We start from the raw sequence: 23,841 nt of genomic DNA, 5'->3' as shown, positions 1-23,841 counted from the left end.
TGGCTGTCTTGCTTCTCGCACCCGTGATCGCGCGACCGCAATCGGCGGTCAGGCCCAGCATGGCCGACAGCTTCGCCTTGGGAACCGGCGGCGACGCGCTGTGCCGGGTCGGAGCGACGAACGCCGATCCTGTGGCCTCCGGATTGTTCGATCGCGCTTATGCGATCGTCTGTCGCGACGCCGCCGCGCCGATCGGGCACCTCTATGCGCTCCGCACAGACAAGGGCGATCCGACCGCGCGGCTTGCGGCCCGTCGCGAAGGGCTGGCCTGCCAACCCGCCACGACCACCGCTTTGGCCGACGCCGGGCAAGTGCAGGCGATCCGCTGCACCACCAGGGACGGAGCAGCCTATACCGTCCTGATCGCGACGCGGGGCAATACGCTCTACATCGCGGAAGGGTTGGGCGGTTATGTCTCCGCGCTCGAACTCGGGCTGCGCTCGATCGTCGCCGATCGCGTGGTGCCGGGCGAGGTGAGCATTGCCGTCACCGAAGCGGGTGACCCCGCCGCTTTCGCGCGCGCGCAGGCGGGCGTGCTCGATCCCGCCGCGGCGCGCGACCAGGGGTATCGCCGCAACAATTCGGGCAGCTATGCCGAAGCGGCGGCATTTTTCGAAACGCTGCTCGAGCGAGCCGGCGCGCTGACCGACGCCGCGGTCGCGCGGCGCGGCGAATATCTGGTCAACCGCGCGCTGCAGGAATCCGACCTCGGCAATTTCGCGCAGGCCGACGCGCTGTTCGCGCAGGCCGATCGCGTCCCGACCGGCGACCGCGTCGAGCTGCGGCTGCGGCGCAACTATCGCGCGCTCCATCTGCTCAATCAGGAACGGCCCGGCGACGCGATGACGGCGCTCGATGTGCCGGTCGAGCCGGCCTATCCGGCGCCGGCCGCGAGCACGATCGACGTCGAGACCGCGGTCGCGCTCAACGAAGGCGTGCCGCTCGCGCGCAAGCTCGGGATTACTGCGTCCGAGAAGCTGACATCGGGCGAAAAGGCGACGATCCTCGACGCGCAGGCGATGGCGCTGCGCGGCACGATCCTGCGGCTGCAAGGACGCCCGGATCAGGCCGCGCGCGCGCTCGACCAAGTGCCGCCGGCACTCGACCGCGTCCGCAATGGCCGCATCGCTTCGACCGCGCCGTTGCGCGCCCAAGTGCTGACCGAGCAAGCCTATTTGGCTGAGGGCGCGGGCAACTGGGGCGGTGCGGAAAAGCTGCTCAATGGCGCGATAGCGGTGCTGGGGCGCGAATATCCGGCATCGAACGCGCTGTCCGCCGCCAATGCGCGGCTCGCGGCGTTTTACGCGCGGACGGGCCGGACCGACGAAGCGCTGACGCTCTACGCGCAGGTGGTCAAGGAGCTGGGTGCTGCGGGCGGCGCGCCGACCGGGTTCGCGCGGTTGCTCGACCCGTACATGACCTTGCTGGTCGACCGCTCGGCGCGGCGGCCGGAGCTGACCGCCGACTTGTTCCTCGCCAGCCAGGTACTGCTGCGCCCCGGCGTGGCCGACACGCAAGCGACGCTGGCGCGCGAATTGTCGGGCGGGTCGGGCGAGGCGGCGCGGCTGTTCCGCCAGTCGCTGACCGAGGCGCGCCGGGCCGAGGTGTTGCGCGTCGAGCTTGCGCGACTGACCGCCATTCCATCACCGACCGAAGCCGATCGCGCCGGGATCGCCGCCGACCAAGCCGAGATCGCGCGCATCCAGGCCGATCAGGGCGCGACACTGGCGAAGCTCGCCGCCTATCCTGCGTACCGCGCGATCTCGACCCAGGCGCTCGACCTCGCCACCTTCCGCGCGTCGCTCAACCCGGGTGAAGGCTATTGGAAGCTCACCGTGGTCGGGCGGTCGATCTACGGCATGCTGATCACCCGCGACGACGCGACCGCATGGAAGCTGCCGCTCGATCCCGCCGAACTGGCCAAGCGTGTCGATGCCCTGCGAGCGACGATCGCCGAGCCGCAGGACGGCCGCACCGTCACCTATCCGTTCGACGCGGCGGGATCGCGCACACTGTATCTGGCGCTGGCCGGGCCTGCTGCCGACCGCTTGCCGCAGCTCAAACACCTCATTTTCGAGCCCGACGGCGCGATGCTGCGGCTGCCGGTGTCGCTGCTGATCGACGATCAGGCCGGCGTTGATCGCTATCTGACGCGGATCAGCGATCCTCAGGCGGATCCGTTCGACATGCGCGGGATCGACTGGCTGGGCGCGCGGGTCGGGATCAGCACCGCACTGTCGGCCCGCGCATTCCGCGACGTTCGCGCCACGGCGCCATCGGCGGGCCAGCGTGCCTATATCGGGTTCGGCGACAACGCGCAGATCCCGCCGTTCCGCGCGCTGACGACCCCGCCCGGATCGGCGGGGCTGCTCGATTGCCGCTGGCCCGCCAGCGCCTGGGCGAGCCCGGTGTCGCCCGCCGAGCTCTACACCGCGAAAACCGCGATCGGCGCGGGCGGCGCAACGCTGGAGACCGGCGCGGCGTTCACCGACACCGCGATCACCGGCGACGCGGCACTCGACAGCTATCGCATCCTCCATTTCGCCACGCACGGCCTGATCGTCGCGCCGCGCCCGCAATGTCCGTCGCAACCGGCGTTGCTGACCTCGTTCGGATCGAAGGATTCGGACGGGCTGCTCAGCTTCGACGAGATCTACGCGCTCAAGCTCGACGCCGATCTGATCATCCTGTCCGCCTGCGATACCGCGGCGGCGGCAAGCGTCGAGGCGACGCGCGCGGCGGGCGTCACCAACGGTGGCGGCAACGCGCTCGACGGGCTGGTCCGCGCCTTCATCGGTGCGGGCGGGCGATCGGTGCTGGCCAGCCACTGGCCAGCGCCCGACGATTACAAGGCAACCGAGCGGCTGATCAGCGGACTGTTCACCGCGCCGCCGGGCACATCGACGGCGGAAGCGTTGCGGCAGGCGCAGATCAAGCTGATGGCCGACCCGGAAACCTCCCATCCTTATTACTGGGCCGGCTTCGCGCTGATCGGCGACGGCACCCGACCGGTGCTGCGCGGCCGGTGAACGCGCTTCGCCAGTTCCGACGGACGGTCGCGCGGATCGGGTACGGCCGGTTGCTGGTGACGGCGTTGCTGTTGGGCGCCGCTTTGCTGATGGCGCGATATTCGTGGGACATCCCCGTCGCGGTCGACGTCGAACATGCAGCCTATGATGTTCGCGCCCTGGTCGCCGAGCCGAAAGTCGATCAGGACCAGCGGATCGTGATGGTCACGTTCAACGACGATACGCTGGCCAAGGTCGGTCGCCGTTACCCGCTCGACCGTGCGCTGCTGGCGCGGGCGCTGACCAATCTCGACCGGCTCGGTGCGAAGGGCATCGGGATCGACGTCCTGATCGATCAGGCGACTCCCGACGACCCCGCGCTAATCGCCGCCATGCGCGGCATGCGGACGCCGACATTCCTGGCGTTCGCGACCAACGCGACCAACCCCGATGCCGTGCTGTCGTGGCAGGAGCAATTCCAGCGCCGGTTTCAGTCGCAGCTTGCCCCCGGCAACGTCCACCCCGCCAGCATCCGCATCGAACCCGCCCTGGATGGCGTGATGCGGAGCTGGCCGGGGCGGCCGCCTGGATTGCCGCCAATGCTGGTCGATCAATTGACGGGCGGGCCGGGCAAGTTCGCCGGCTACGACCGCAGCATCGCCTATCGTTTGCCGCGCTACAAAGACGGCTTTGTGTTCGCCGAACTGCCGATCGACCTGTTCGACAGCGACGATACGCCGGACATGCTCAAAAACCAGATCGAGGGCCGCTACGTGTTGATCGGCGGCGATATCAGCGACCTCGACCGGTTCGATACACCGGGCACGTTGATGACCAAAAAAACCACGAGCGGCCTCGAAATCCACGCGACGATGCTGGCGCAGCGGCTCGACGGGCGAATGCCGATGGCGATCCCGTCGTGGCTGCTGTGGCTGATGGCGGGGATCGTCACGCTCGCGGGGGCGGCGGTCGGGACGGGCGATTTCGGCGGGTGGCGGCTGGCGACGTTGGTCGTATCGGGCCTCGCCGTGATCGTGCTGCTCCCGTTCGGGCTGCAATATTGGGGGGTCGATACGCAAGGGCTGCCCGCGTTCGGCGGGCTGATCGGCTGGACGATGGCGTATAGCGCCGCGGCGGCGCTGGCGCGGATGTTCGGGTCGGAGGAACGCCGCTTCGCGCAAGGCGCGCTCGGCCGCTACCTGCCGCGCGACGTCGCCGCCGCGATCCTGCGCGATCCGAGCCAACTCAGCCTGCACGGCGAGCGCACGACGATCTTCGCACTGTTCAGCGACCTCGAGGGGTTCACCAAGCTGACCCACGCGATATCCCCCGAGACGACGGCGGTTCTGCTCAACTCCTATCTCGACCGGCTGAGCGGTATCGTGCTCGCGCATGGCGGCACCGTCGACAAATTCGTCGGCGACGCGGTCGTCGCGTTCTGGGGCGCACCGATCGCGCGGCCCGACGACGGCGACCGCGCGCTGGCCGCGGCGATCGCAATGGTCGAGGCGGGCGAAGCCTTCCGGCAGGCGCCGCCGGCGGACTGCCCGCCGGTCGGCCGGACGCGGGTCGGGGTGCACCGCGGCGAGGCGATCGTCGGCAATTTCGGTGGCGAAGGACGGATGCAATATACCGCGCTGGGCGATGCGATGAACACCGCGTCACGGCTGGAGGGCGCGAACAAGCAACTCGGCACGCGCGCGCTGGTCAGCGCCGAAGCGGCGGCGGCGATGACCGACCCGCCGCTGCGCCCGATGGGGCGTATCACCGTCCGGGGCCGGTCGACCCCGATCGAGGTATACGAGCCGGTCAGCGGCGTGTCCGAAGACGAGCTGCATCTTTTCCGCAAAATGCTGCGTAATTTCGACACCGGAAAGAGCGGCGCGCTCGAAAAGCTCGAACGCTACGCCGAAGCCCGGGACGGCGATCGGGCCCTCGGCACGCTCGTCGAAAATTTGCATCGTATTGGACCAGGAGGCTGTCTTGCGCTCGATTAGATCACACTCGTTCCGCTGGCTGATGTTCGCCGGCTTTTCGCTCGCGGCGACGTCCGCCGTCGCCAAGGTCATGGTGCTGCGTGCGACCGGGCCGTCTGCGGCGAGCTTTGTGCCGGGCAAGACGTTGGCCGACGAAGCGCGCGTGACGCTGAAGGGCAATGACGAATTGGTCGTGCTCGACGCGAAGGGCACGCGCGTGCTGCGCGGGCCGGGCAGCTTCGTGATCGGCCGCAGCAGCACCGCGACCACCAGCACGCTCACCGCGCTCGCTACGCCGACCAATTCGCGCCGCGCGCGGATCGGGGCGGTGCGCAGCGTGCCCCCGGTGGACGGGCAATTGCTGCCCAATATCTGGTTCGTCGATACCGCGCGCGGCGGCACGACGTGCGTCGGCGATCCGCGCGACGTGACGCTGTGGCGCAGCGTCGCCGACAAGGCCGGCAGCACGACGATCACCGCCGACGGCGGCGCGACCGCCACGGTCGACTGGATTGCCGGGCAAAGCACGGTCGCGTGGCCGGCCGCGCTGCCGGTGACCGATCATGCCGCGTATCGGATCGCCGGATCGCGGATCGAATTTCGCGTCGTCCAGCCGCAGCCCGCCGACCTGCAACAGCTGGCGGGGGCGTTGGTCGCCAACCAGTGCCAGGGCCAGCTCGACGTGCTGATCAAGTCGACGTCGGACAAGAAATGACGCGCGCGGGCCATAGTGGAGGGCGTGGATGACGCGCTGGCAGGCCACGAGCTTGACGTCGCTGGCGGTGGCGCTGTCGTACGGCGTCGCCGCACCGGCGGCGGGCCAGGTTGCGCCGCCGACGCGCGAGGAAATCAACCGTATTCCCGATCAGGCCTTGCCGCCGACTCCGCCGCGGCTGACGGTTTCCGGCGGGATCGAACGCGCGCCCTGCCCGCTCGACGATCCGCGCTTTCAGGCGGTCACGGTGACGATCACGCAAGCCGTGTTCGATCAGCTCGAGGCGGTCGATCCGGCCGAGCTCGCGCCCGCCGTCGCGCCGTATCTCGGCAAAACCTCGCCGATCTCGGTGGTGTGCGAGATCCGCGATGCCGCCGCGACGATCCTGCGCAACAAGGGATACCTCGCCGCCGTTCAGGTGCCGCCGCAGACGATCGAAGGCGGCGTCGTCCATTTCCAGGTGTTGATGGCAAAGCTCGTCGCGCTGCATGTTCGCGGCAATGCCGGCAACGCCGAAAAGCTGTTCGCCGGGTATCTCGAGCAGCTCAAGACCGGGCGGCCGTTCAACCGCTTCGAGGCAGAACGTTCGCTGCTGCTGGCGGGGGACTTGCCGGGGTATAATGTCCATCTCGTGCTCAAGCCCGCTGGCACGGTGCCCGGCGAAGTCGCGGGCGACGTGATGGTCACACGCACGCCGGTCGAACTCTACGCCAACATCCAAAATTACGGGTCGCGCGCGGTCGGGCGCTTTTCCGGTCTAGCGCGGCTGACGGTCAACGATCTGCTCGGAATCGGTGACCGCGCCACACTAGGCTTCGACAACAGTTTCGACGCGCGCGAGCAGACCGTGGTCGAAGCCGGATACGAGATCCGGCCGGGCACCAGCGGACTCAGCCTGACCGGCCGTTTCACTTATGCCTGGACGCAGCCCACGATCGGCGGCGGCAATCCCTTGCGCGCCCGCACGATGGTCGCGACCGGCGAGCTCGGTTATCCGTTGATCCGGCACCAGGCCGAGACGGTCCGCGCCGCGCTCGGCCTCGACGTGATCGACCAAAAGCTCCGCTTCGCCGGGCTGGCGCTCAACACCGACAAGTTACGCGTGCTGTACGGCCGGGTCGATTTCGACGCGATCAGCCCCGACAGCATCGGCGACACGCGCGGCTACAACCCGACCGAGCCGCGTTGGCGCCTCAGCGGCTCGCTCGAAATCCGTCAGGGTCTCGGCGTCCTCGGCGCGAGCCGCGATTGCGGGCCCGCACCGTTTTACCTGCGCTGCGCCGTCGCGCCGTCGATCAGCCGGTTCGATGCCAATCCGCGCGCGGCGTTGGTCCGCACCAGCGCCAGCTTCGAGTTCCGCCCGACGCCCAAGATCGCGTTCGTGCTCAGCCCGCGTGGGCAATATGCCGTCGATCCCGTGCTCTCCTATGAGCAGATGTCGGCCGGTAACTACACCGTCGGCCGTGGCTACGATCCCGGCGCGCTGACCGGCGATAGCGGCATCGGGGGTTCGGCCGAGCTGCGGCTGTTCTCGATCGTTCCCAAGGGCGCGAACAAGCTCGCGCTGCAACCCTATGCGTTCGTCGACGGGGTCCGCCTGTGGACGCAAGGGCCGCTGGCGGCGGGCAACAATTCGCGGTCGATCTATTCGATCGGCGGTGGGCTTCGCGCCGCTTATGGCGACCGCGCGCGGCTCGACGTGACGCTCGCCGCGCCGCTCAGCCGCTTGCCGTTCGCCACCAAGCGTGAGGGCGTCCGCCTACTCGTGAGCTTCACCACCCGCTTGTTGCCCTGGAGGCCGCTATGACACCGCGCTGTCGTGCCATCATGATGCTGCGTTTATCCTGCGCTGCCGGTGCCCTCATCGCTTCCGGATATGCCTTCCCGGCGGCCGCGCAAGGCTATCAGGGCAATCCGACGGTCATCAACGGCGGCGTGACGATCGTTCGCACGCCTGGGCACGACCAGATCACTATCGATAGCGCGACGGCGGTGATCGACTGGTCGTCGTTCAATCCCAGTCCGGTCGGGCCGCTCGACTTTCTTCCCGCCGCGAACTCGGTCAATTATCTCGGCACCCAGGCGAATTACACAGTCCTTAACCGAATTGTGCCCAACGCGGCGGTGCCGATCATGCTCAACGGCGCGATCACCAGCCAGGTCGCTGGCGCTGCCCAGCCCGTCACGGGCGGGTCGATATGGTTCTACACCCTCGGCGGCTTCATGGTCGGCAGCACCGCGACGTTCAACGTCGGCGGGCTGCTGCTCAGCGCCAACGACATACCGCTCAACTCGAATAACGACTTCAACCCCAATGTAGCGCGTTTTGTCGGGAGGGTCGGCAGCACGTCGGAGGTCAACATCGCCGCCGGCGCGAAGATCGCCGCCCTCAATTATGTCGCGCTGATCGCCCCCAGGATTGTCCAGTCGGGCAGCATCCGCGCCGACGGCCAGATCGCCTATATCGCCGCTGAAACCGGCACGCTCACCATGCCACTGGGCGACGGGCTGTTCAGCATCGCGATCGACGCCGGCGGCGGGACGACGGTCGGCGGAACGGCGATCGTGCATGACGGCTCGACCGGCGGCCCAGTCACGCCCGGGTCCGCGCTGAACAAGCGCATCTACATGGTCACGGTCGCCAAGAACAACGCGGTGACGATGCTGCTCGGCGGCGCGATCGGCTACGACCTCAGCGCCGCGGCGGTCGGCAACACGGTGGTGCTGAGCGCTGGACGTGACGTGATAAACGGCGACGCGGTGATGACCGGCGCCGCGGCGGGGCCGGCGGCGAGTATTCAGCTGATCAACGGCAAGCTGACCACGCCACTGATCGCCAGCGCATCGGGCGACATCACCTTGCTTGGGCAAGGCGCCGGCACCTTGTCGCTGAGCGGCAACACGCTGGCGGTGGCGGACGGCACCGTCACGGCGCGTGCCACCACCGGGACGATCAACGCGAGCGGCAATCTGACCCTGCAAAGCGCGCGCTTCGGGCTCGATGCCGGCACCGCTCAGGTGATCGCGGACAAGGGCGGACAGATCAACATCAAGGGTGCCTTGAATGTGCTTGCCGACGGGGACGGCGTACGCCGCGGTTATAAAACCGGCGGCAGCGCGACCGGCGGGGTGGCGAGCGTATCGGCGGATGGCGGGTCGATCACCGCCAACACGCTGACCGTCAGCGCGACCGGCGTGGCGCAGCCCACGTCGCTTGGACCGGTAACCAGTCGCGGCGGGACCGCATCGGTGCTGCTCGCCAATGGCGCGAGCCTGAACGTCGGCCCGATCGTCATCGACGCGAGCGCGGGTGTCGGCCCGGGCGGGACCGTGCTCAACGACCCGACCTTTGTCGGTGCCGCGGCGATTGGCGGCACCGCCAGCCTGACCGTCGATAACGCGGTGTTCGCGCCCACCGCCCCGCTGACAATCACCGCGCGAGCGCTGGGCGGGAGCGGTCAGGCGGGCGGCGGCGCGGCGACCGGCGGCACCGTGCTCATCCAATCCATCAATGGCGGGGCGTTGACGCTGCCCGGCCTGTCGATCGACGTGACCGGTACCGGCGGGGCCTCGGCGGGCGGCGCAGGCGGCGCAGGCCAAGGTGGCGGCGCGACGGTGCGCGCGCAGAACGGCGCAATCACGATCGCCGATCTGGCAGGCCCGCAGGCGCTAACCATCAATGCTCAGGGTCGCGGCGGTACGGGGACCGGCGGCGTGGTCGGCAGCACCGGGGGCACAATCCTGGTCGCGGCGAACGGTGCGCCGCTCAGCGCCGGGACGACCTCGTTGCTGGTCGATGGCAATGCGGGCGGTTCGGGCGGCACGGCGTCGCTGACCGCCGCCGATGCGGGCGGCGCCAGCGGATCGATGACGCTCGGCGATACGACTTTGTCCGCCAATGGCGGCAACGGCGGCAAGATCGCGCTGACCAATACAAGCACCGCCGCCAGCCCGGCGATGCGTCTCGCGAGCCTCAACGCCAGCGCGTTGGGAGCGGTCGTCGCGGGCGGATCGTCGTTCGCGCTCAGCGCTCAGGGCAACCGCATCGCCGTCACCGGCAACGCCACCATTCTTACAGGCGGCGACCAGACCTATGCCGCGAGCGGCGGCGGGGGGTTTACTGTCGGCAACACGCTCCTAGCCACCGCCGGCGGCGCGGTGTCGCTCGTGCACACCGGTAATGCCGGCGCGGTCGATACGGTCAATGCCGGCGACGCCGACATGCGCGCCCAGAGCATCTCCGTCGGCGCCGGCGCGATCCTCGGCGCGACTCGGTCGATCCGGCTCAACGCCGTGACCACGATCGACGCGGCGACGCTGCGCGCGGGAACGAGCGCCGACGCGACGGCGGGCACGACGGCAACGATCGGCAATGCCACCGCGGGCACGTCGCTCAACGTCGCCGCGGGGACTGCCGCCACGCTCAACAATGCGACGGCGGGAACGGCGCTCACGCTGACCGGCGACTCGACGGCTACACTGGGCAACGGGACGGCGGGAACGACGCTGACCGTCATCGGGGGCACCACGGTCACCTTGGGCAACGGGACCGCTGGCACCGCGATCAACGCCACCGGCCAGACGATTGCGGTCAACGGCACGCTGCGGAGCCCGCAGATCGCGTTCCGCTCGGCGGCGATGCAGATCGGCGGCGCGTCGCAGATCGGCGGCGCCGGGCTGACGCAGAACGTCAGCTTCACCAATACCGGCGCCGGGGCGAGCTTCATCGGCGGCGTCGGCGGAGCGGGCTATTCGCTAACCAATGCCGGGCTCGGCCGCGTCCAGTCGCGCGATATCACCATCGTGCTTCCCGGTGACACGACGGTCGGTGCCTTGGCGCTGACCGGCGCGGCAGGGGCCGCCCCGGTCAATCTCGGTGGGACCTTCTCGATCACGACGCCCGGGACGGTCACCGTCAACGGCGCGGTGGCGCTGACCGGCGCCACCGCCGCCAACGCGCTCACCTTCAACGCCGGACCGGCGGTCCGGGTGATCACCCGGACGGGATCGATCGCGCTGCTCAGCACCACCGGGGCGCCCGCGGGCACGCTGACGCTCAACGCCGCCACTGTCGCGGTCGCGTCGCAAGCGGCGCTCACCGACATTGCTGCCGCGACCGACGTGTCGGCCCGCAACGCCCGGCTCGCGGTCAATGACGGACCGGTCAACGATCAGGGCTATCTGACCGCCGGCGCGATGCGCTTCTCCGTGACCGCCGGGCTGTATATCCAAAATAGCGGTGCGGTCTCGGCTCTGCTGACCGCGCGGCGCGGCTTCACGGTGGGCGATGGCGGGGTGACCATCTCGACGCTGGGCGGCCAGCGTGTGGGAATCGTCATCAACGGCCGCCAGCTCCTGGCAAACGGCACGATCATCACCGGCGCGCCACTGATCCCGCGGATCACGCTGAACAACGGCGCCGGAGGGGCCGCGCTGTTCGATCCGCAATCGACGGTCAACGGCTGCAAGATCATTCCGGGCGTGTGCCCGGGCAATTTCGTCATACCAAAGACGCTGGTCGGCATCCGCGACACGATCGGTCTGGTGAATGGCGGGACGGGTCCGGCGTCGGCGGTGAACGGCATCATCCCGCCGATCATCCTCCCCGCGCTCGGCATCGAAGGCCTCGACCCCTATAGCGTCGAGCCGCCGATCGACGAGCCGGTCATCGGCATCGGCAATGAGGATGTCTGGTCGGACGGCACGAAGCCGTGATCGCCGGCTCAGGCGCCCGGCACATCGAGGGCGCGCGCGGCGTCGGTCAGGCGGGCGAGCGTCGCCTTGTCGGCCGAGAAGGCACGCTTTGCGCCCGCCAACGCGTCGGCGGCACCCTTGGCGTCGCGCAACACCATGCGCGCGCGCATCAGCCGGACCCAGCCGTCGAAATCGTTGGGCTGCGCGGCGAGGCGCTGGGCGAGACGATCGACCATGCCCTGCGCCATCGCGTTCTGCTGGCCCGGCGCAAGCCCAGCCGCATCGCTCATTTGCTCGGACGTCGGACCGGGGATCGCGGCGCTCACCGCGTCGTCGCCGCCCGCCAAGGCCGGCGCGGGGGCCACATCGGGCAGCCGGCCCTTGACGTCGATCTTGTGCTGGGCCGCGACCTTGAGGACCAGATCGTGCACCGATTGCGCCCAGGGGGCGTCCTTCGGGCCGTCGCGCAGCATAGCGATCCAGTCGTCGATCGCGCCCTTATGATCGCCCTTCACGTCCTTCTCGACCGCGAGGAAATAGCGCGCGCGCGAATCCCTGGGATCGATCGCGAGCGCCTTGCCGAAGGCATCGTGCGCGATCGGATCGACTGCATTGGACGCCAGTGTCTGCGCCTCACCGAATGCCGACCAGAGTTCGGCCTTGTCGGGCAGCAGCTTGGTCGCCTTGGCATAGGCGCCGGCAGCGTCGGCGTAGCGCTGGACCTGGAAATACGACCAACCGAGCGACTTCCAGCCCTCGCCATCGTCGGGGTGCGCGCGCATCCGCCCCTCGAGACTCGTGATCGCCGCCGCGGGATCGGCGGGCGCTTCGGTGTTGGCGACCGGATCGGGCTCGCCCAGCGGCGCGGTGCCGCCACGGCTCAGCCCGATCGCGGCGATCAGGATCGCCGCCGCGCCGGCCAGCGCGAACCAGCCAAGGCTTCCGATCGTCCTACCGCTATCGTCGGCCATTGCTTCCACCCCAACTCCCGCACTGATAGTAACGCGGCGGGGCAGGAACGCTAGCATGGGGTCGGCGGATACAGACAGGGTCGCGGTCGCGATCATCGGCTCGGGGCCTGCGGGCTTGAGCGCCGCGGCGCGCGCCGCCGCGCGGGAGATGCCGCACGTCCTGCTCGAAAAGAGCGCCGACCATTTGTCCGACACGATCTTCAAATACCAGAAGGGCAAGCACGTCATGGCGACGCCGAGGGGGCTCGTGCTCCGCTCGGACGTGGAGTTCGACGCGGGCAAGCGCGAGACGGTGCTCGACACTTGGGACCGCCAGATCACCGACGCCAAGGTCAATGTGCGCTACGGCGCGGAAGTAAAAAAGATCGAGGGAGCGAAAGGCGCCTTCACGCTTACGCTTACCGATGGATCGACCATCGACGCCGAAACGGTGATCCTGGCCGTCGGCACCCAGGGCAACCCCAATCTGGTCAGGATGCCAGGCGCCGACGGGAGCCGGGTCCAGTACCAGCTCGACGACCCGGCCGAATATGTCGACGAGCATATCGTCGTGATCGGATCGGGCGATGCGGGAATCGAGAACGCGCTGGGACTCGCCGCCGACGCCGAGCAGGGCAATGTCGTGTCGCTGCTCAACCGCAGCGCCGACTTCGCGCGCGCCAAGGCGGCTAACGTCGATCTGCTGATGGCGGCGCGCGACGCGGGGCGAATCCAGGTGCTGACCGAAACCACCCCGGCGGCGATCGAAGGCAACGAGATCGTGCTCGACACGCGCGACGGGCAAGTGCGTCAGCGTTGCGATCGGGTGATCGCGCGGATGGGATCGACCGCGCCGCGCGCCTTCGTCGAAAGCTGCGGCGTCGATTTCACCGGCCCCGACCGCGAGGCTTTTCCCGCGCTCAGCCCGCAATTCGAATCGAGCACGCCCGGCATCTATGTGATCGGGGCGCTCGCCGGCTATCCGCTGATCAAGCATTGCATGAACCAGGGCCATGACGTGGTCGAGTTCATCGCCGGCAACACCGACTTGAAGCCCGCCGACGAGCCGATCGTCGAGGAGCGGCTGGCGGCGTTGGGCAATAGTCGTTCGACCGCCGAATGGCTCGATTTCCTGCGCGAGCGGGTCGGCGTGCTCAACGAGCTGTCGCCGCTCCAAATGCGCGAATTCATCCTCGACACCGAGGTGCGGCGCTACCGCGCAGGCGAGGTGGTGTTCGAGAAGAACGCGATCGGATCGTCGCTGTTCGGCATCGCTGAAGGGACAGTCGAGGTGCTGACCGCCGATGGCGGCGCGATCCCCATCGAAACGGGCTCGATCGTCGGCGAGGTGGGGCTGATTTCGGGCCGCCGCCGCGGCGCCACCGTGCGCGCGGGCGAAGACGCGATCCTGGTCGAAATCCCGCGCACCGCCGCGCTCAAGCTGATGGCGACCGTGCCCGCGGCCAAGCGCACGATCGACCGCATCTCGATCCAGCGGCAGCTGCTCCAGCTGTTCGGCTCGGGGCTGACCGCCGCCGATCTCGACGAAGTGCTGGCGACCGCCGAGGTCGTGCGCGCCCGGGCGGGGCAGAAGATCGTCGAGGAAGGCGGCACCGACCGCGACATCTATGTCGTGCGGGTCGGCAGCATGATCGTCGAGAAGCAGATCGGCGGCAAACCGATATTCCTCAACTATCTGCCGGCCGGGTCGTATTTCGGCGAGATGGCGCTGATCGACGCCCGCCCGCGCGTCGCGACGGTGCGCGCGGCGATCAAGTCCGAACTGGTCAAGCTCGACGGCGACGCCTTCGCGCGGCTGCTCGCGGGCAATCCGGCGCTCGCCGCCAAAGCCCGCGCCGACATGGCGGCGCGGCAGGAGATCAACGCGCATATCGAGGCGAGCAAGAGCGAGTTTTCGGGCGCGGTAGACATGTATTCGTCGGTCGCCAACTTCTTGATCGACAACGGCATAGGCGAGGCGACCGACGTGCTGCTGATCGACGAGAAGCTGTGCGTCGGGTGCGACAATTGCGAGAAAGCGTGCGCCGACAGCCACGACGGGCTGTCGCGGCTCGACCGCGAGGCGGGGCGGACCTACGCGCACGTCCACGTGCCGACGTCGTGCCGACACTGCGAGCATCCGCATTGCATGGCCGATTGCCCGCCCAACGCGATTCGCCGCGGGCCCGATGGCGAGGTGTCGATCAACGAGACGTGCATCGGCTGCGGCAATTGCCAGCGCAACTGTCCGTACGGCGTGATCCGGATGGACCGAGCGCCGCCCAAGAAACCACGGCTGGTCGACTGGATGCTATTCGGGCGCGGACCCGGCCCGGGCGAGCCGAGCAAGAAATGGGCGGACAAACATCGCACCGTCGAGACGCCCAAAAAGGCGATCAAGTGCGACATGTGCGCGGGGATATCGGGCGGGCCGGCGTGCGTCCGTGCCTGCCCGACCGGCGCGGCGTTACGGGTCGCGCCCGAAGACCTGCTCAAGGTTGCCAAGCTCGAGCGCGAGGCCGGCTGAATGGCGGCCGGGGGAGCGATCAGGTCGCGGATCGGCGAGAATGAGGGCTTCCTGCGCCACAAACGGCTGCGCTGGGCGAAGATCGCCACGATCGTCGTGGTCGTCGCGATCCTGATCTACGCGATCGACGATCCGCGGCCGGTGCCCAACGGCGGGAGCCCGTACGGCTATATTCTCGGCACGATCGGCGCACTGCTGATCCTGTGGCTGACCGCGCTAGGGATCAGAAAACGTGCCATGACGCCCGGCGCCTGGTCGCTCAAGGCGTGGACCTCGGCGCACGTCTATCTCGGGCTCGCGCTGGTCGTGATCGCGACGCTCCATACCGGATTCCAGTTCGGCTGGAACGTCCACACGCTCGCTTACGTGCTGATGATGCTGGTGATCGCATCGGGGTTCGTCGGGATCATCCTCTACGCGACGTTGCCGCGCTTGCTGTCGGACAATCGCGGGGAGCGCACCGAGACGCAGATGGTGGTCGAGTTGCGCACGCTCGACGCGCAACTCCACGACGCCGCGCAGTCGCTCGACGGCCATCACGCGGCGCTGGTGCGCGATGCGCTCAACGACGATCCGTTCGCCGCCGGGTTCTGGCGTCGGCTGACCGGGCGGTTTCCGCGCGGGGCGACCCGGAGCGCGCTGGACGCGTTTCGCCGCGAAAGGCCGGATGCCGAGCAAGTAGTAGGCCTGCTCGAACGCCGCTCATCGATGCTGACCACGATGCGCCGTCACATGCGGCTGAAGGCGGCGCTCGAAGGCTGGCTCTACGTCCATGTCCCCACCACCTTCGCGCTGATCGCGGCGCTGACGGCGCATATCGTCGCCGTGTTCTTTTATTGGTGACGCGACGGTGAGCTTCGTCCTTCACCTCACTTCACGCGCCGCCAGCGGGCGCGAGATCGTCCGCACGCGGCGGATCGAGGGCGACGTTCTGACGGTCGGCCGCGATCCGGCGAGCGACATTCATCTGACCGATTTGGAGGTCACGCTCCACCACGCCGAAATTCGCCACATCGTCGCGCGTGTCGCGGTCAACGCGCTGGCCGCAATCCCGCTGCTCGTCGATGGCCGCTCGACCGAGCACGGCGAAATCGACATCGCGCGCGGCGGGGAAATCCGCATCGGCGCGGCCCGCATCGCGATATCGGCAGGCGAGGAAGAGGGTATTATCGCGATCGCCGTGACCCGCGACGGCGCGCAGCTCGAAGGGGCGGACGATGCGGGCAAACGCTTTTCGCTCGCCGGTACCGCGCTGGGCAAACGGCCGATGGCCTGGACGCTCGCGCTCTTTATCCTTGCGATCTTCCTCGCCTGGCCGATCTGGTCGTTCACGCATGCGCCGGCGAAGCTGACCGACGTGCAGATGGCGAGCGGCTACAAGCATATCGACTCGAGCTGGTCGTCGGGGCCGCTATCGCGCGCGCACTCGTCGCTGACGCGAAACTGCAAGTCGTGTCACGTCGAGGCGTTCGTCGCGGTCCCCGATACCGCGTGCACGAGCTGCCACACGGATATCGCCCCGCATGCCGACGCCGACCGGCAAGCGCGTGCCAAGCCGCAGCCCGACGGTATCGCCGGGCTCAAGCTCGCGATCGCCGACATGTTCGGGCGCGATCCGGGGCGCTGTGTCGATTGCCATGCCGAGCATTCGGGCCCCGGCGCGATGCCGGCGGTGGCGGAAACCCAGTGCGCTGCGTGCCATGCCGATCTCAAGACCAAGCTGCCCGACACCAAACTGGGCGACGCAGCCGATTTCGGGCGCGTGCATCCGCAATTCCGGCCGGCGGTGATGACCACGCCCGGCGACTATCCGCGCTTCACCCGCATTCCGCTCGGCGATCCGTCGGCGCGCATACAGGATAGCGGGCTCAAATTCCCCCACGCGCTGCACCTGTCGCAAGTCAGCGGCGTTGCGCGGATGCAAGCGACGCTGGGGCGCAAGCCGCTTGCGTGCACCGAATGCCACGTGCCCGACGATAGCGGCGCGCGCTTCCGCCCCGTGTCGATGGAGCGCAATTGTTCGCAATGCCATAGCCTCGCGTTCGACCGCGTCGGCGGAACGGTGCGGACGCTGCGCCACGGCAATGCCGCACAAGTGATCGCTGACATTCTCGCGGCGGGCGGCGGTGGCGGCGGCTCGGCACCGAGCGACCGCCAGCGGCCGGGCGAGATCAGGGCGACGCCGGTCTATTCGGGCGGCGGTGGCGGCGCGGCGATGGTCCGCGCGATCTTCTCGCCGAAGGGCGCGTGCTACGACTGCCACGTCATCGTGCAACCGAGCACCCCCGGCGGGCTCAATTACCGCGTGGTGCCGGTGCGCGAGCAGCTTCGCTTCATCGGCGAGGGCTGGTTCGACCATGCCGCGCATACCACGACGACGTGCGGCGGCTGTCACGCTCAAGCGCTGACCACGAACGATTCGCGCATTCTGATGCTTCCGGGTATTTCAACCTGTCGACAGTGTCACGGTGGGGACACGGCGCGAGCGCCGCAAGTGCGCTCGACGTGCGCGATGTGTCACGATTATCATCGCGGGAACGGTGCACCGCATGCCCTGCGATCGGGCAAGATGGCGGCCAAGGGGGGAGGGCGAAATGCTGATAGCCCAGATTTCGGATCTGCACTTGGGATTCGTTCTCGACGATCCGGACGAGATGAACGCGCGCCGCCTTGACGCGGTGCTCGATCGCCTCAAGTCGCTCCCGACCCCGCCCGACGCACTAATCGCCAGCGGCGATTTGACGGAGCGCGGCGACGAGGCGTCGTATCGGCGGCTGCGCGCGAAGCTGGAGGCGTGCCCGTTCCCGGTGCACTACGCGCTCGGCAATCACGACACCCGCGAAGGGTTCGCCGCCGCGTTTCCCGATCTGGCGATGCCGGGCGGATTCTTTCAGTATGCCGCCGATTGCGGCGAGCTTCGCCTGCTGGTGCTCGATACGCTCGAACCGGGGCGCCACGGCGGCGGCTTCGACGACGCACGCGCGGCGTGGCTGGCCGAGCGGCTGGACGAAGCGCCCGAACGCCCGACGATCATCGTCCTCCACCATCCGCCGATCGAAACGGGGATCGACTGGCTGACCACCGACCCCGCCGAGCCCTGGGTGCGCCGCCTCGCCGATACGATCGCCGGACGCGGCAACATCGTCGCACTGGTCAGCGGCCATATCCATCGCTCGATCACGGGGCAGTTTGCCGGGTTTCCGGTGGTCGTCTGCCCGCCGACCGCGCCGGTCGCCGCGCTGGAACTGGCGCCGATCGACCCTGACCGCCCCGACGGCCGCCCGATCATCGTCGATACGCCCCCGGCCTATGCGCTGCACCTGTGGCGGCACGGCCAGTTGATCAGCCACGTCGATCGCGTCGAGCGGCAGGAGCCGGTCGTCAGCTACGATAAGACGATGCAGCCCCTGATGCGAAAAGTGTTCGGCGAGCGGCCCTAGCGGCTGGCGGCGACTGGTGTGACATCACGCCAGCCGCCGCAGTCAATTTTGCCGGATCGAGGGCTGACCTTGCCGTATACGACGAGCACTTCGACCTTCCGGTCGCTCGCCCTGCAGGCTTCGGGATCTGGATTAGTCGCGCATGATTGAGCGCCGGACTTTCCCTTTCCGTAGGCCCTGAACAGGCCGCTGGGCCAGCCCGACTCCAGTCGTAAGCGTTCGGCGATCGTTCGTGCACGTCGGTCGGAAAGCTGCTGATTGTAGATTATCGAACCTTCTTCGCTCGCATAGCCGAACACCACGATCGTGTCGGGCAAGTCCTGGCGCTGGCTCGCTTCTACTTTGCGGTCGCCAACGTATTTCTGGATGATCGCTTCACCATCCGGTTTTAACTCAGAGCTGCCTTTGAAGAAAAGCGCGCTGGCCGGGAAAGTGGTGGTCCCGGAGAGCGAGCAATCCCGTTCGAACCGCTTCACCTTTTCGACGATCTTCAAGGCCTCACGCGACGGAACGGGAATTGAAAGCAGGATGAGCAGCGCTCCGATTGTCGCTGAACAAATGAGTGCGGCGTTGCCCGTTGGCCATCGTGTAGGATCAGCGCTCATGCCGGGATCGTGGCCAGGGGCAGGAGTATTCGCCGGCCCTGCGAGGGCGGCGGCCGCGGCTGCGGGCAAGGATGCGCGCTGGAGATTGCCCGCCAGCTCGGAGAGAGCCCGGCGATTACCTGCTGAAAAGTTACGTGCCTCATCAATCCAAGCGGCGATGTCGCCTGCGGCCGGGACAGTGCCCGATGCGGTCAGCATCTCCTCAACCTTGTCGACCGAACTTCGGGCCAGCTTGGCGACTGTGTTGATGCCGCCAAGCCGCAACCGCTCGCTCAGCGCCGCACCGATTCCGGTAATATTCTCCAAAACGGTCACGCCCGCCGTCAATTTGATGGCAAGCTTGAGGAAACCTTCGATATCTCCGGCAGCGATCAGCCTCGCTTGCTCCGGCCACGTCGCTGGATCGGCGAGCTCGAATGACGGCCCGGCTTTGGTAAGGATGTCTTGAAGCTCATCCGGGGTTTTTGCGGCGACATCCTCGAAGCGCGTGAGGCCAGCTCCCGCCAGTAGCCCGGCAATTTGGGGGCCGACCCCCTCGATACCCTGCAATTGATCGGCGGGGAGCGTTCGGCGGCGCTCGCGGTCTGAAGAATCAGAGCCATTTCTTCCGGCTCGATCCCAGAAGCGACGGAGCGAATAACATAGCGTGGGGACGATAATACCGCCGACGCCTGACCACAGCAACAGGTTGTGCAGGTCTGCATCAAGATATTCGGCCATCGCCTGCCCTATCTAGATTACCTATTCGATCTGTTTGCCCGCTTGGAGTTCGTTTCGGATAGTCAAAGCTTACAGATTCTGAAATTTGCCGACGCAAAGGATTGACGCTCGCGGCAACGAACCACGTTTCTGCAGTTCATGCACTACGATAAAATATCCGGTTTGGACCGATTCATTCTATTCGCGCGCCTACGCCATAGGCCTTGCTGTGATTCGTCTTTGTGACGCGCGGGTCATATCCTGATCGATCCACGCCGCGCCCATTTCGTTCAACCGCAGTCAGAATTTGCGTTAGCGGCCCACCCAGTCCTCCAGATGCGGGCCGTCATCGACTTTCCACGGCACACCCTGCCGGTTGAGGAAGAAGCGTTCCATCTCCGCGCGCGTGAACGGGCGCGAGCCGAGCCGGCCGAACACCGCGATCTGCCCGCCGGTCTCATCCACCGCGCGGTCACGATCCAAGCCCTTCGATAGCGCCAGCGCGGGCGAGGGTGTGCGCGCCCAGGCGATCAGTTCGGGTTTGGGCGCAGGCGAGAAGCCGTAGAAATTGGGCTGGCTCGACGGCGAGGTGAGCTGGAGCACCTTCAACCCGTTCCGCCCGTCGGCGACATAAGCGAACAGCGACGCGTTGGTCGATCCGATCACGACGTCCTGTGTGTCGTTGACCTCCCCGCCGAAGGTCACGCGCTGGTAAACGACCGGCACTTCCGGATTGGTGACGTTGACGATTACCAGTCCGTCCTTGCCCGCCGCGACATAGGCATAGGTCCGCGCGACATAGACGCGGCGCGCATCGGCCAACGGCACGACCGCGCCGGGTATCGCAACCGGGCGGTCGAGTCGCGTCACGTCGAACACCTCCAGCCCGCGCGACGTCGTCACCCACAAATAACGGAACTGCAGCGCGGTCGCGCGCGGGCCGGGGACATGGATCATCGCGGTCATCCGCGGCCGCAGCGGGTCGGCGAGGTCGACCACCGCCACCCCGGCATCGGCGGCGATATAGGCGTAATTGCCGGCCAGCGTGATGTGCCGCGCGCCCTTGAGCACATTGTTCGGGTTCCAGGTGACCGCGCGCTTGAGGAAATTGTTGCGCGGCTCGCCGTCGGCCAGCGTGTCGACATTGACCAGGATCAGCCCCTCGACCGAGTCGGTGATTGCGGCATAGTGATAGATCGGCGCGAACCCCTGTTCCTGGTTCGCCGCGCGCATCGCGGGGGTGTTGCGCAAGGGCGAGATCGGCTGGTCGGTCGGCAGCGCCATGCACGTCGCGTTGGTCGTCTTGACCTGCGTGTCCTGCCCGAGCGGCGAGACGGGCGCGGTCAGGATCTTGTCCGACACCCCCTTGTTGGCGATCGACGCGACATCGTACGCGCGGAAACCGCCCTTGCCCTCCGCCACGAACATATACTCGCCGCGCAATTGCAGGCACCGCGCCGCGCCGTCGGTGCCGCGCGCGACGTTTCCGATCACCTCGGGGGGGCTGGCGTCGTTCGACAGCTTGATCGGCCCGCGCGTCCAGTCGACCAGCTCGCGCTTGTTGCGATCGACATGCAGCCGGAAATAATCGGGATAGGCGTAGCGTTGGAGGTACGACCCGAACACCGCCTGCGGCTCGGACCATTCGGTGACGCGCACCGCCTCGATCCCGCCCTCCAGCCCGACCCACGCATTGAGCCCGACGAAATTGACGAAATTGGTCCCCTGTAGCAGCAATTGCGCCATGATCGCGTTATTGTCGTTGGCGGCCGACAGGTGGCAGTCGGTGCACTTCTTGGTCTCGGTGGTGCGCACCGTGTGGGGGAAATGCGGCGCGAATGCCTGGCTCGAGAAACCGATCGAGGAGATTGGCGGCTGCTGGCTGTAGATCCGCTCGCGGTTGACGTTGGTCGACGACAGCATCAGCGCGGAGGAACTGCGCACCGGGGCGATCGAATTGCCCTTGGTCGTCATATGAATGCCGAGCTGGAACATGTCGTCACGCGCGACCTGGGGGTTGTAGGTCGCGAAATTGCGCGTTTCCTCGCCCTCGTAGATTTGCGTCTTGGATTTCCAGTTGGCCTCGATCGGCAAATGGCACCCGCCGCACGACGGCGTCCAGGACAGGTGGCAGGTGTAGCAGGTCATCTTGCTCGGATCGTGCGCGCGCATCGATTGCGGCACGCCGGTACCCCACGCGAAACTCCCCGTGTTGGGACCGCTGGTCGACATCAATTTGGCGCGCGCCGCCGCGGCGTTGAAATATTTGCTGTCGCGGCTGACCGTTTCCTTGACCAGGCTGACGCGCCACCACAATTTCGGATCAACCACTGACCGCTGGACCAGCATGCGCTCGCCATTGTCGTCGGTGCGCCATTCGAAGCGGCGCTCGCCGTCGGGATTACGCAGCAGGCTGAGGTCGTGGCCCTTGGGCGGCGCGGCGGGGCCGGATGTCAGCAGCGTCGGGAAGGCGTCGGCGGTGCCGTGGCAATCCTGGCACCCGATCTCGATCGCGTTCGCCACCTCACCGTAAATCAGGCCGTTGCCGTGGCTGTCCTGCGCGAAGTGGCAATCGGCGCACTGCATGCCTTTTTCGGCATGGATATCCATCAGGTGCACCGCCTTGCCGAGTTGATCGCCGACCGGCGCGAACATGCCCATGCCGTTCTTGCGGAATTTCTCGGGATCGTCGGGCCAGATGATCTTGCCCTGCGCGTCGAGCAGATTGCCCTCACGGTCGCGCGAATAAACCGCGCGGAAATTCCAGCCATGGCCGTGATAGTCGGCAAATTGTGTATCGGTCGCGACCGGGTTCACGTCATCGACGACGCGGCGGAGGAAATCGACGTTGCCCCAATTGCCACGCGGCGCGGCGCCCTCGGGGTTGCGCTCGTTGACCGTCCGGACGTCCTTCGCGGTCGGGTATTTCTGCTTCCCCGGCCACATTTGCGGCGCGGCGGTTTCGTAGTCCCACATCGTGTAGCCGAGGTACGAATTCAGGAACACGTTGGGCTGGTGCATGTGGCACGTCATGCACTGCGCCGTCGGGATTGCGCGGGTGAAACTGTGCTTGATCGGGTGGCCCGGCTCCTTCTCGCTGCCGCCGGGGAAGGGCTGGATCCGCCCGTTTATGGTCGGATCGGCGGTCGCGGTCTGCCCGTCGCGGCCGTACTGCGCATAGACCAGGCTGTGCTTGGGATCGCGGTCGTTGGCGTAGACGACATGGCACGACGAGCAGCCCGACTGGCGGTAATCGCCCGGCTGGTCGTTGGTGCCGATCATCCAGGTGTAGGGGTCGTTCAACCGCGTCTTGTTGATGTTGAGCACCGGAATCGCGATGCGCAGGCCCGTGCCGGGGCCACGGTTCGACTGGCGCAGATCGGGACGGCCGGGCTCGTCGAGCTTCTGGATGCTGCCACTCGGGTTGGGCAAGCCGACCTCCGCGAATTGCGTGCCGTTGATCCGCCCGCCGCGTTCGAACACGCGGAACACGTCGCCGGGCGGCATCACTTCCCAGGTCGGCAGCGGGTAGAGCTGGGGCAGCGCGCCGCGCGCCTTTTGGGCATTGGTCACGGTGCCGACAGGCTGTCCCGGCGATAGTAATTTCGCGGGTTTCCCGTCGCGCGTGAAGGCTTCGCCGAAGATATAGTTCTTGAACGGCTGGACGCCATTATTGTAGCTCGCGCCGCCCCACAGCATCGTGCCGGTCGCCATCAGCGAGCGTTCGTTGGCCTGGACGATCGACAAATGACACGCGCCGCATGCCTCGCGCGCGACACGGAAGTCGGACGGGTTGACGAAGCGGATGTATTCGGGCGCTTCCTTGTTGAGCAAGGTGTAGCTGCGCTGCGGGTTGGCCGGGTTGGGCCAGTTCCACGCCTTGGGATAGCGCGGCAGGACGTGCGCCTTGTCGCGTATCGCGACGTAGCGCGGGTCGGTCGGCGATGTACCGGGCACGATCGCCGCGGTCGGGTCGCCGCCATGGCAATCGGCGCAGCCCAGCACCACCGCCTTGGTCGGGTGCATCGACGTTTCGTCGGTGGATGTGTGGCAGCTTTGGCAGCCCGCGCTCTTGGCCTTGGCCTCGTCCGGCGTTTCGCTGGCCGGGGCGGAGGGGTAAGCGACGTAGCTGCGCTTGACCGCGCCGCCGCCCTCGCTCTTGGCGAGCAGCGCGCTGCTCCCCGTCGCCAGCGCCATGCCGGTCGCCGCCAGAACGAGAAGGAAGCG

12 protein-coding genes are annotated in these 23,841 nt (G+C 67.5%); 9 read left to right on the top strand and 3 right to left on the bottom strand.

Features of this window, described 5'->3' with window-relative positions; translation table 11 throughout:
* Window positions 1-59: 59 nt before the first annotated feature.
* The 5 genes from JWM94_RS09370 to JWM94_RS09350 are packed head-to-tail and all read left to right on the top strand — an operon-like array spanning window position 60 to window position 11,414.
* Window positions 60-3,029 carry a CHAT domain-containing protein gene (locus JWM94_RS09370; protein WP_299425505.1) on the top strand — a complete coding sequence of 990 codons (2,970 nt, stop codon included), beginning with the start codon at window positions 60-62 and terminating at the stop codon, window positions 3,027-3,029.
* Complete coding sequence (locus JWM94_RS09365) at window positions 3,026-5,005, top strand: adenylate/guanylate cyclase domain-containing protein (RefSeq protein WP_299425502.1); 1,980 nt, start codon at window positions 3,026-3,028, stop codon at window positions 5,003-5,005. Before JWM94_RS09370 ends, JWM94_RS09365 begins: the two co-directional genes overlap by 4 nt.
* Window positions 4,992-5,699, top strand: coding sequence for a hypothetical protein (locus tag JWM94_RS09360; RefSeq protein WP_299425499.1), 708 nt, complete (start codon window positions 4,992-4,994; stop codon window positions 5,697-5,699). The genes JWM94_RS09365 and JWM94_RS09360 overlap by 14 nt, the downstream gene beginning before the upstream one ends.
* A 28-nt stretch (window positions 5,700-5,727) precedes the next feature.
* Window positions 5,728-7,506, top strand: coding sequence for a ShlB/FhaC/HecB family hemolysin secretion/activation protein (locus JWM94_RS09355; RefSeq protein ID WP_299425495.1), 1,779 nt, complete (start codon window positions 5,728-5,730; stop codon window positions 7,504-7,506).
* Window positions 7,507-7,526: 20 nt separating this feature from the next.
* On the top strand, window positions 7,527-11,414 hold the full coding sequence (locus JWM94_RS09350; RefSeq protein ID WP_299425492.1) for a hypothetical protein: 3,888 nt from the start codon (window positions 7,527-7,529) through the stop codon (window positions 11,412-11,414).
* Between the two features lie 8 nt (window positions 11,415-11,422).
* Here the strand turns inward: JWM94_RS09350 and JWM94_RS09345 are convergent, their stop codons facing one another.
* Window positions 11,423-12,364 (bottom strand): hypothetical protein, encoded by a 942-nt coding sequence (locus JWM94_RS09345; RefSeq protein ID WP_299425489.1) that lies wholly within the window; start codon window positions 12,362-12,364, stop codon window positions 11,423-11,425.
* A gap of 55 nt (window positions 12,365-12,419) precedes the next feature.
* Between JWM94_RS09345 and JWM94_RS09340 the strand changes: the two genes are divergently transcribed.
* Genes JWM94_RS09340 through JWM94_RS09325 form a run of 4 tightly spaced genes read left to right on the top strand, consistent with a single transcriptional unit; the run spans window position 12,420 to window position 18,310 of the window.
* The gene (locus JWM94_RS09340; RefSeq protein WP_299425486.1) at window positions 12,420-14,870 is read left to right on the top strand and encodes a cyclic nucleotide-binding domain-containing protein; all 2,451 of its coding nucleotides are present in this window, start codon (window positions 12,420-12,422) and stop codon (window positions 14,868-14,870) included.
* On the top strand, window positions 14,871-15,713 hold the full coding sequence (locus tag JWM94_RS09335) for a hypothetical protein (protein ID WP_299425482.1): 843 nt from the start codon (window positions 14,871-14,873) through the stop codon (window positions 15,711-15,713).
* A 7-nt stretch (window positions 15,714-15,720) separates the two neighbouring features.
* Window positions 15,721-17,544 carry a cytochrome c3 family protein gene (locus JWM94_RS09330; protein ID WP_299425476.1) on the top strand — a complete coding sequence of 608 codons (1,824 nt, stop codon included), beginning with the start codon at window positions 15,721-15,723 and terminating at the stop codon, window positions 17,542-17,544.
* Window positions 17,495-18,310, top strand: a complete 816-nt coding sequence (locus tag JWM94_RS09325; RefSeq protein ID WP_367185877.1) for a metallophosphoesterase — start codon at window positions 17,495-17,497, stop codon at window positions 18,308-18,310. Before JWM94_RS09330 ends, JWM94_RS09325 begins: the two co-directional genes overlap by 50 nt.
* Here JWM94_RS09325 and JWM94_RS09320 read toward each other — a convergent pair.
* Both JWM94_RS09320 and JWM94_RS09315 read right to left on the bottom strand, forming a co-directional pair.
* Window positions 18,307-19,635, bottom strand: a complete 1,329-nt coding sequence (locus JWM94_RS09320) for a helix-hairpin-helix domain-containing protein (protein WP_299425470.1) — start codon at window positions 19,633-19,635, stop codon at window positions 18,307-18,309. The two genes, JWM94_RS09325 and JWM94_RS09320, sit on opposite strands and share 4 nt — an antisense overlap.
* Window positions 19,636-19,926: 291 nt before the next feature.
* Window positions 19,927-23,811: a hypothetical protein gene (locus JWM94_RS09315; protein ID WP_299425577.1), complete on the bottom strand. Its 3,885-nt coding sequence runs from the start codon at window positions 23,809-23,811 to the stop codon at window positions 19,927-19,929.
* Window positions 23,812-23,841 lie beyond the last annotated feature (30 nt).

The organism is Sphingomonas bacterium, from assembly GCF_028289855.1.
Taxonomy (GTDB): domain Bacteria; phylum Pseudomonadota; class Alphaproteobacteria; order Sphingomonadales; family Sphingomonadaceae; genus Sphingomonas.
Note: the sequence above shows the minus strand (reverse complement) of the source record. Positions and strands in the feature narration are given on the sequence as shown.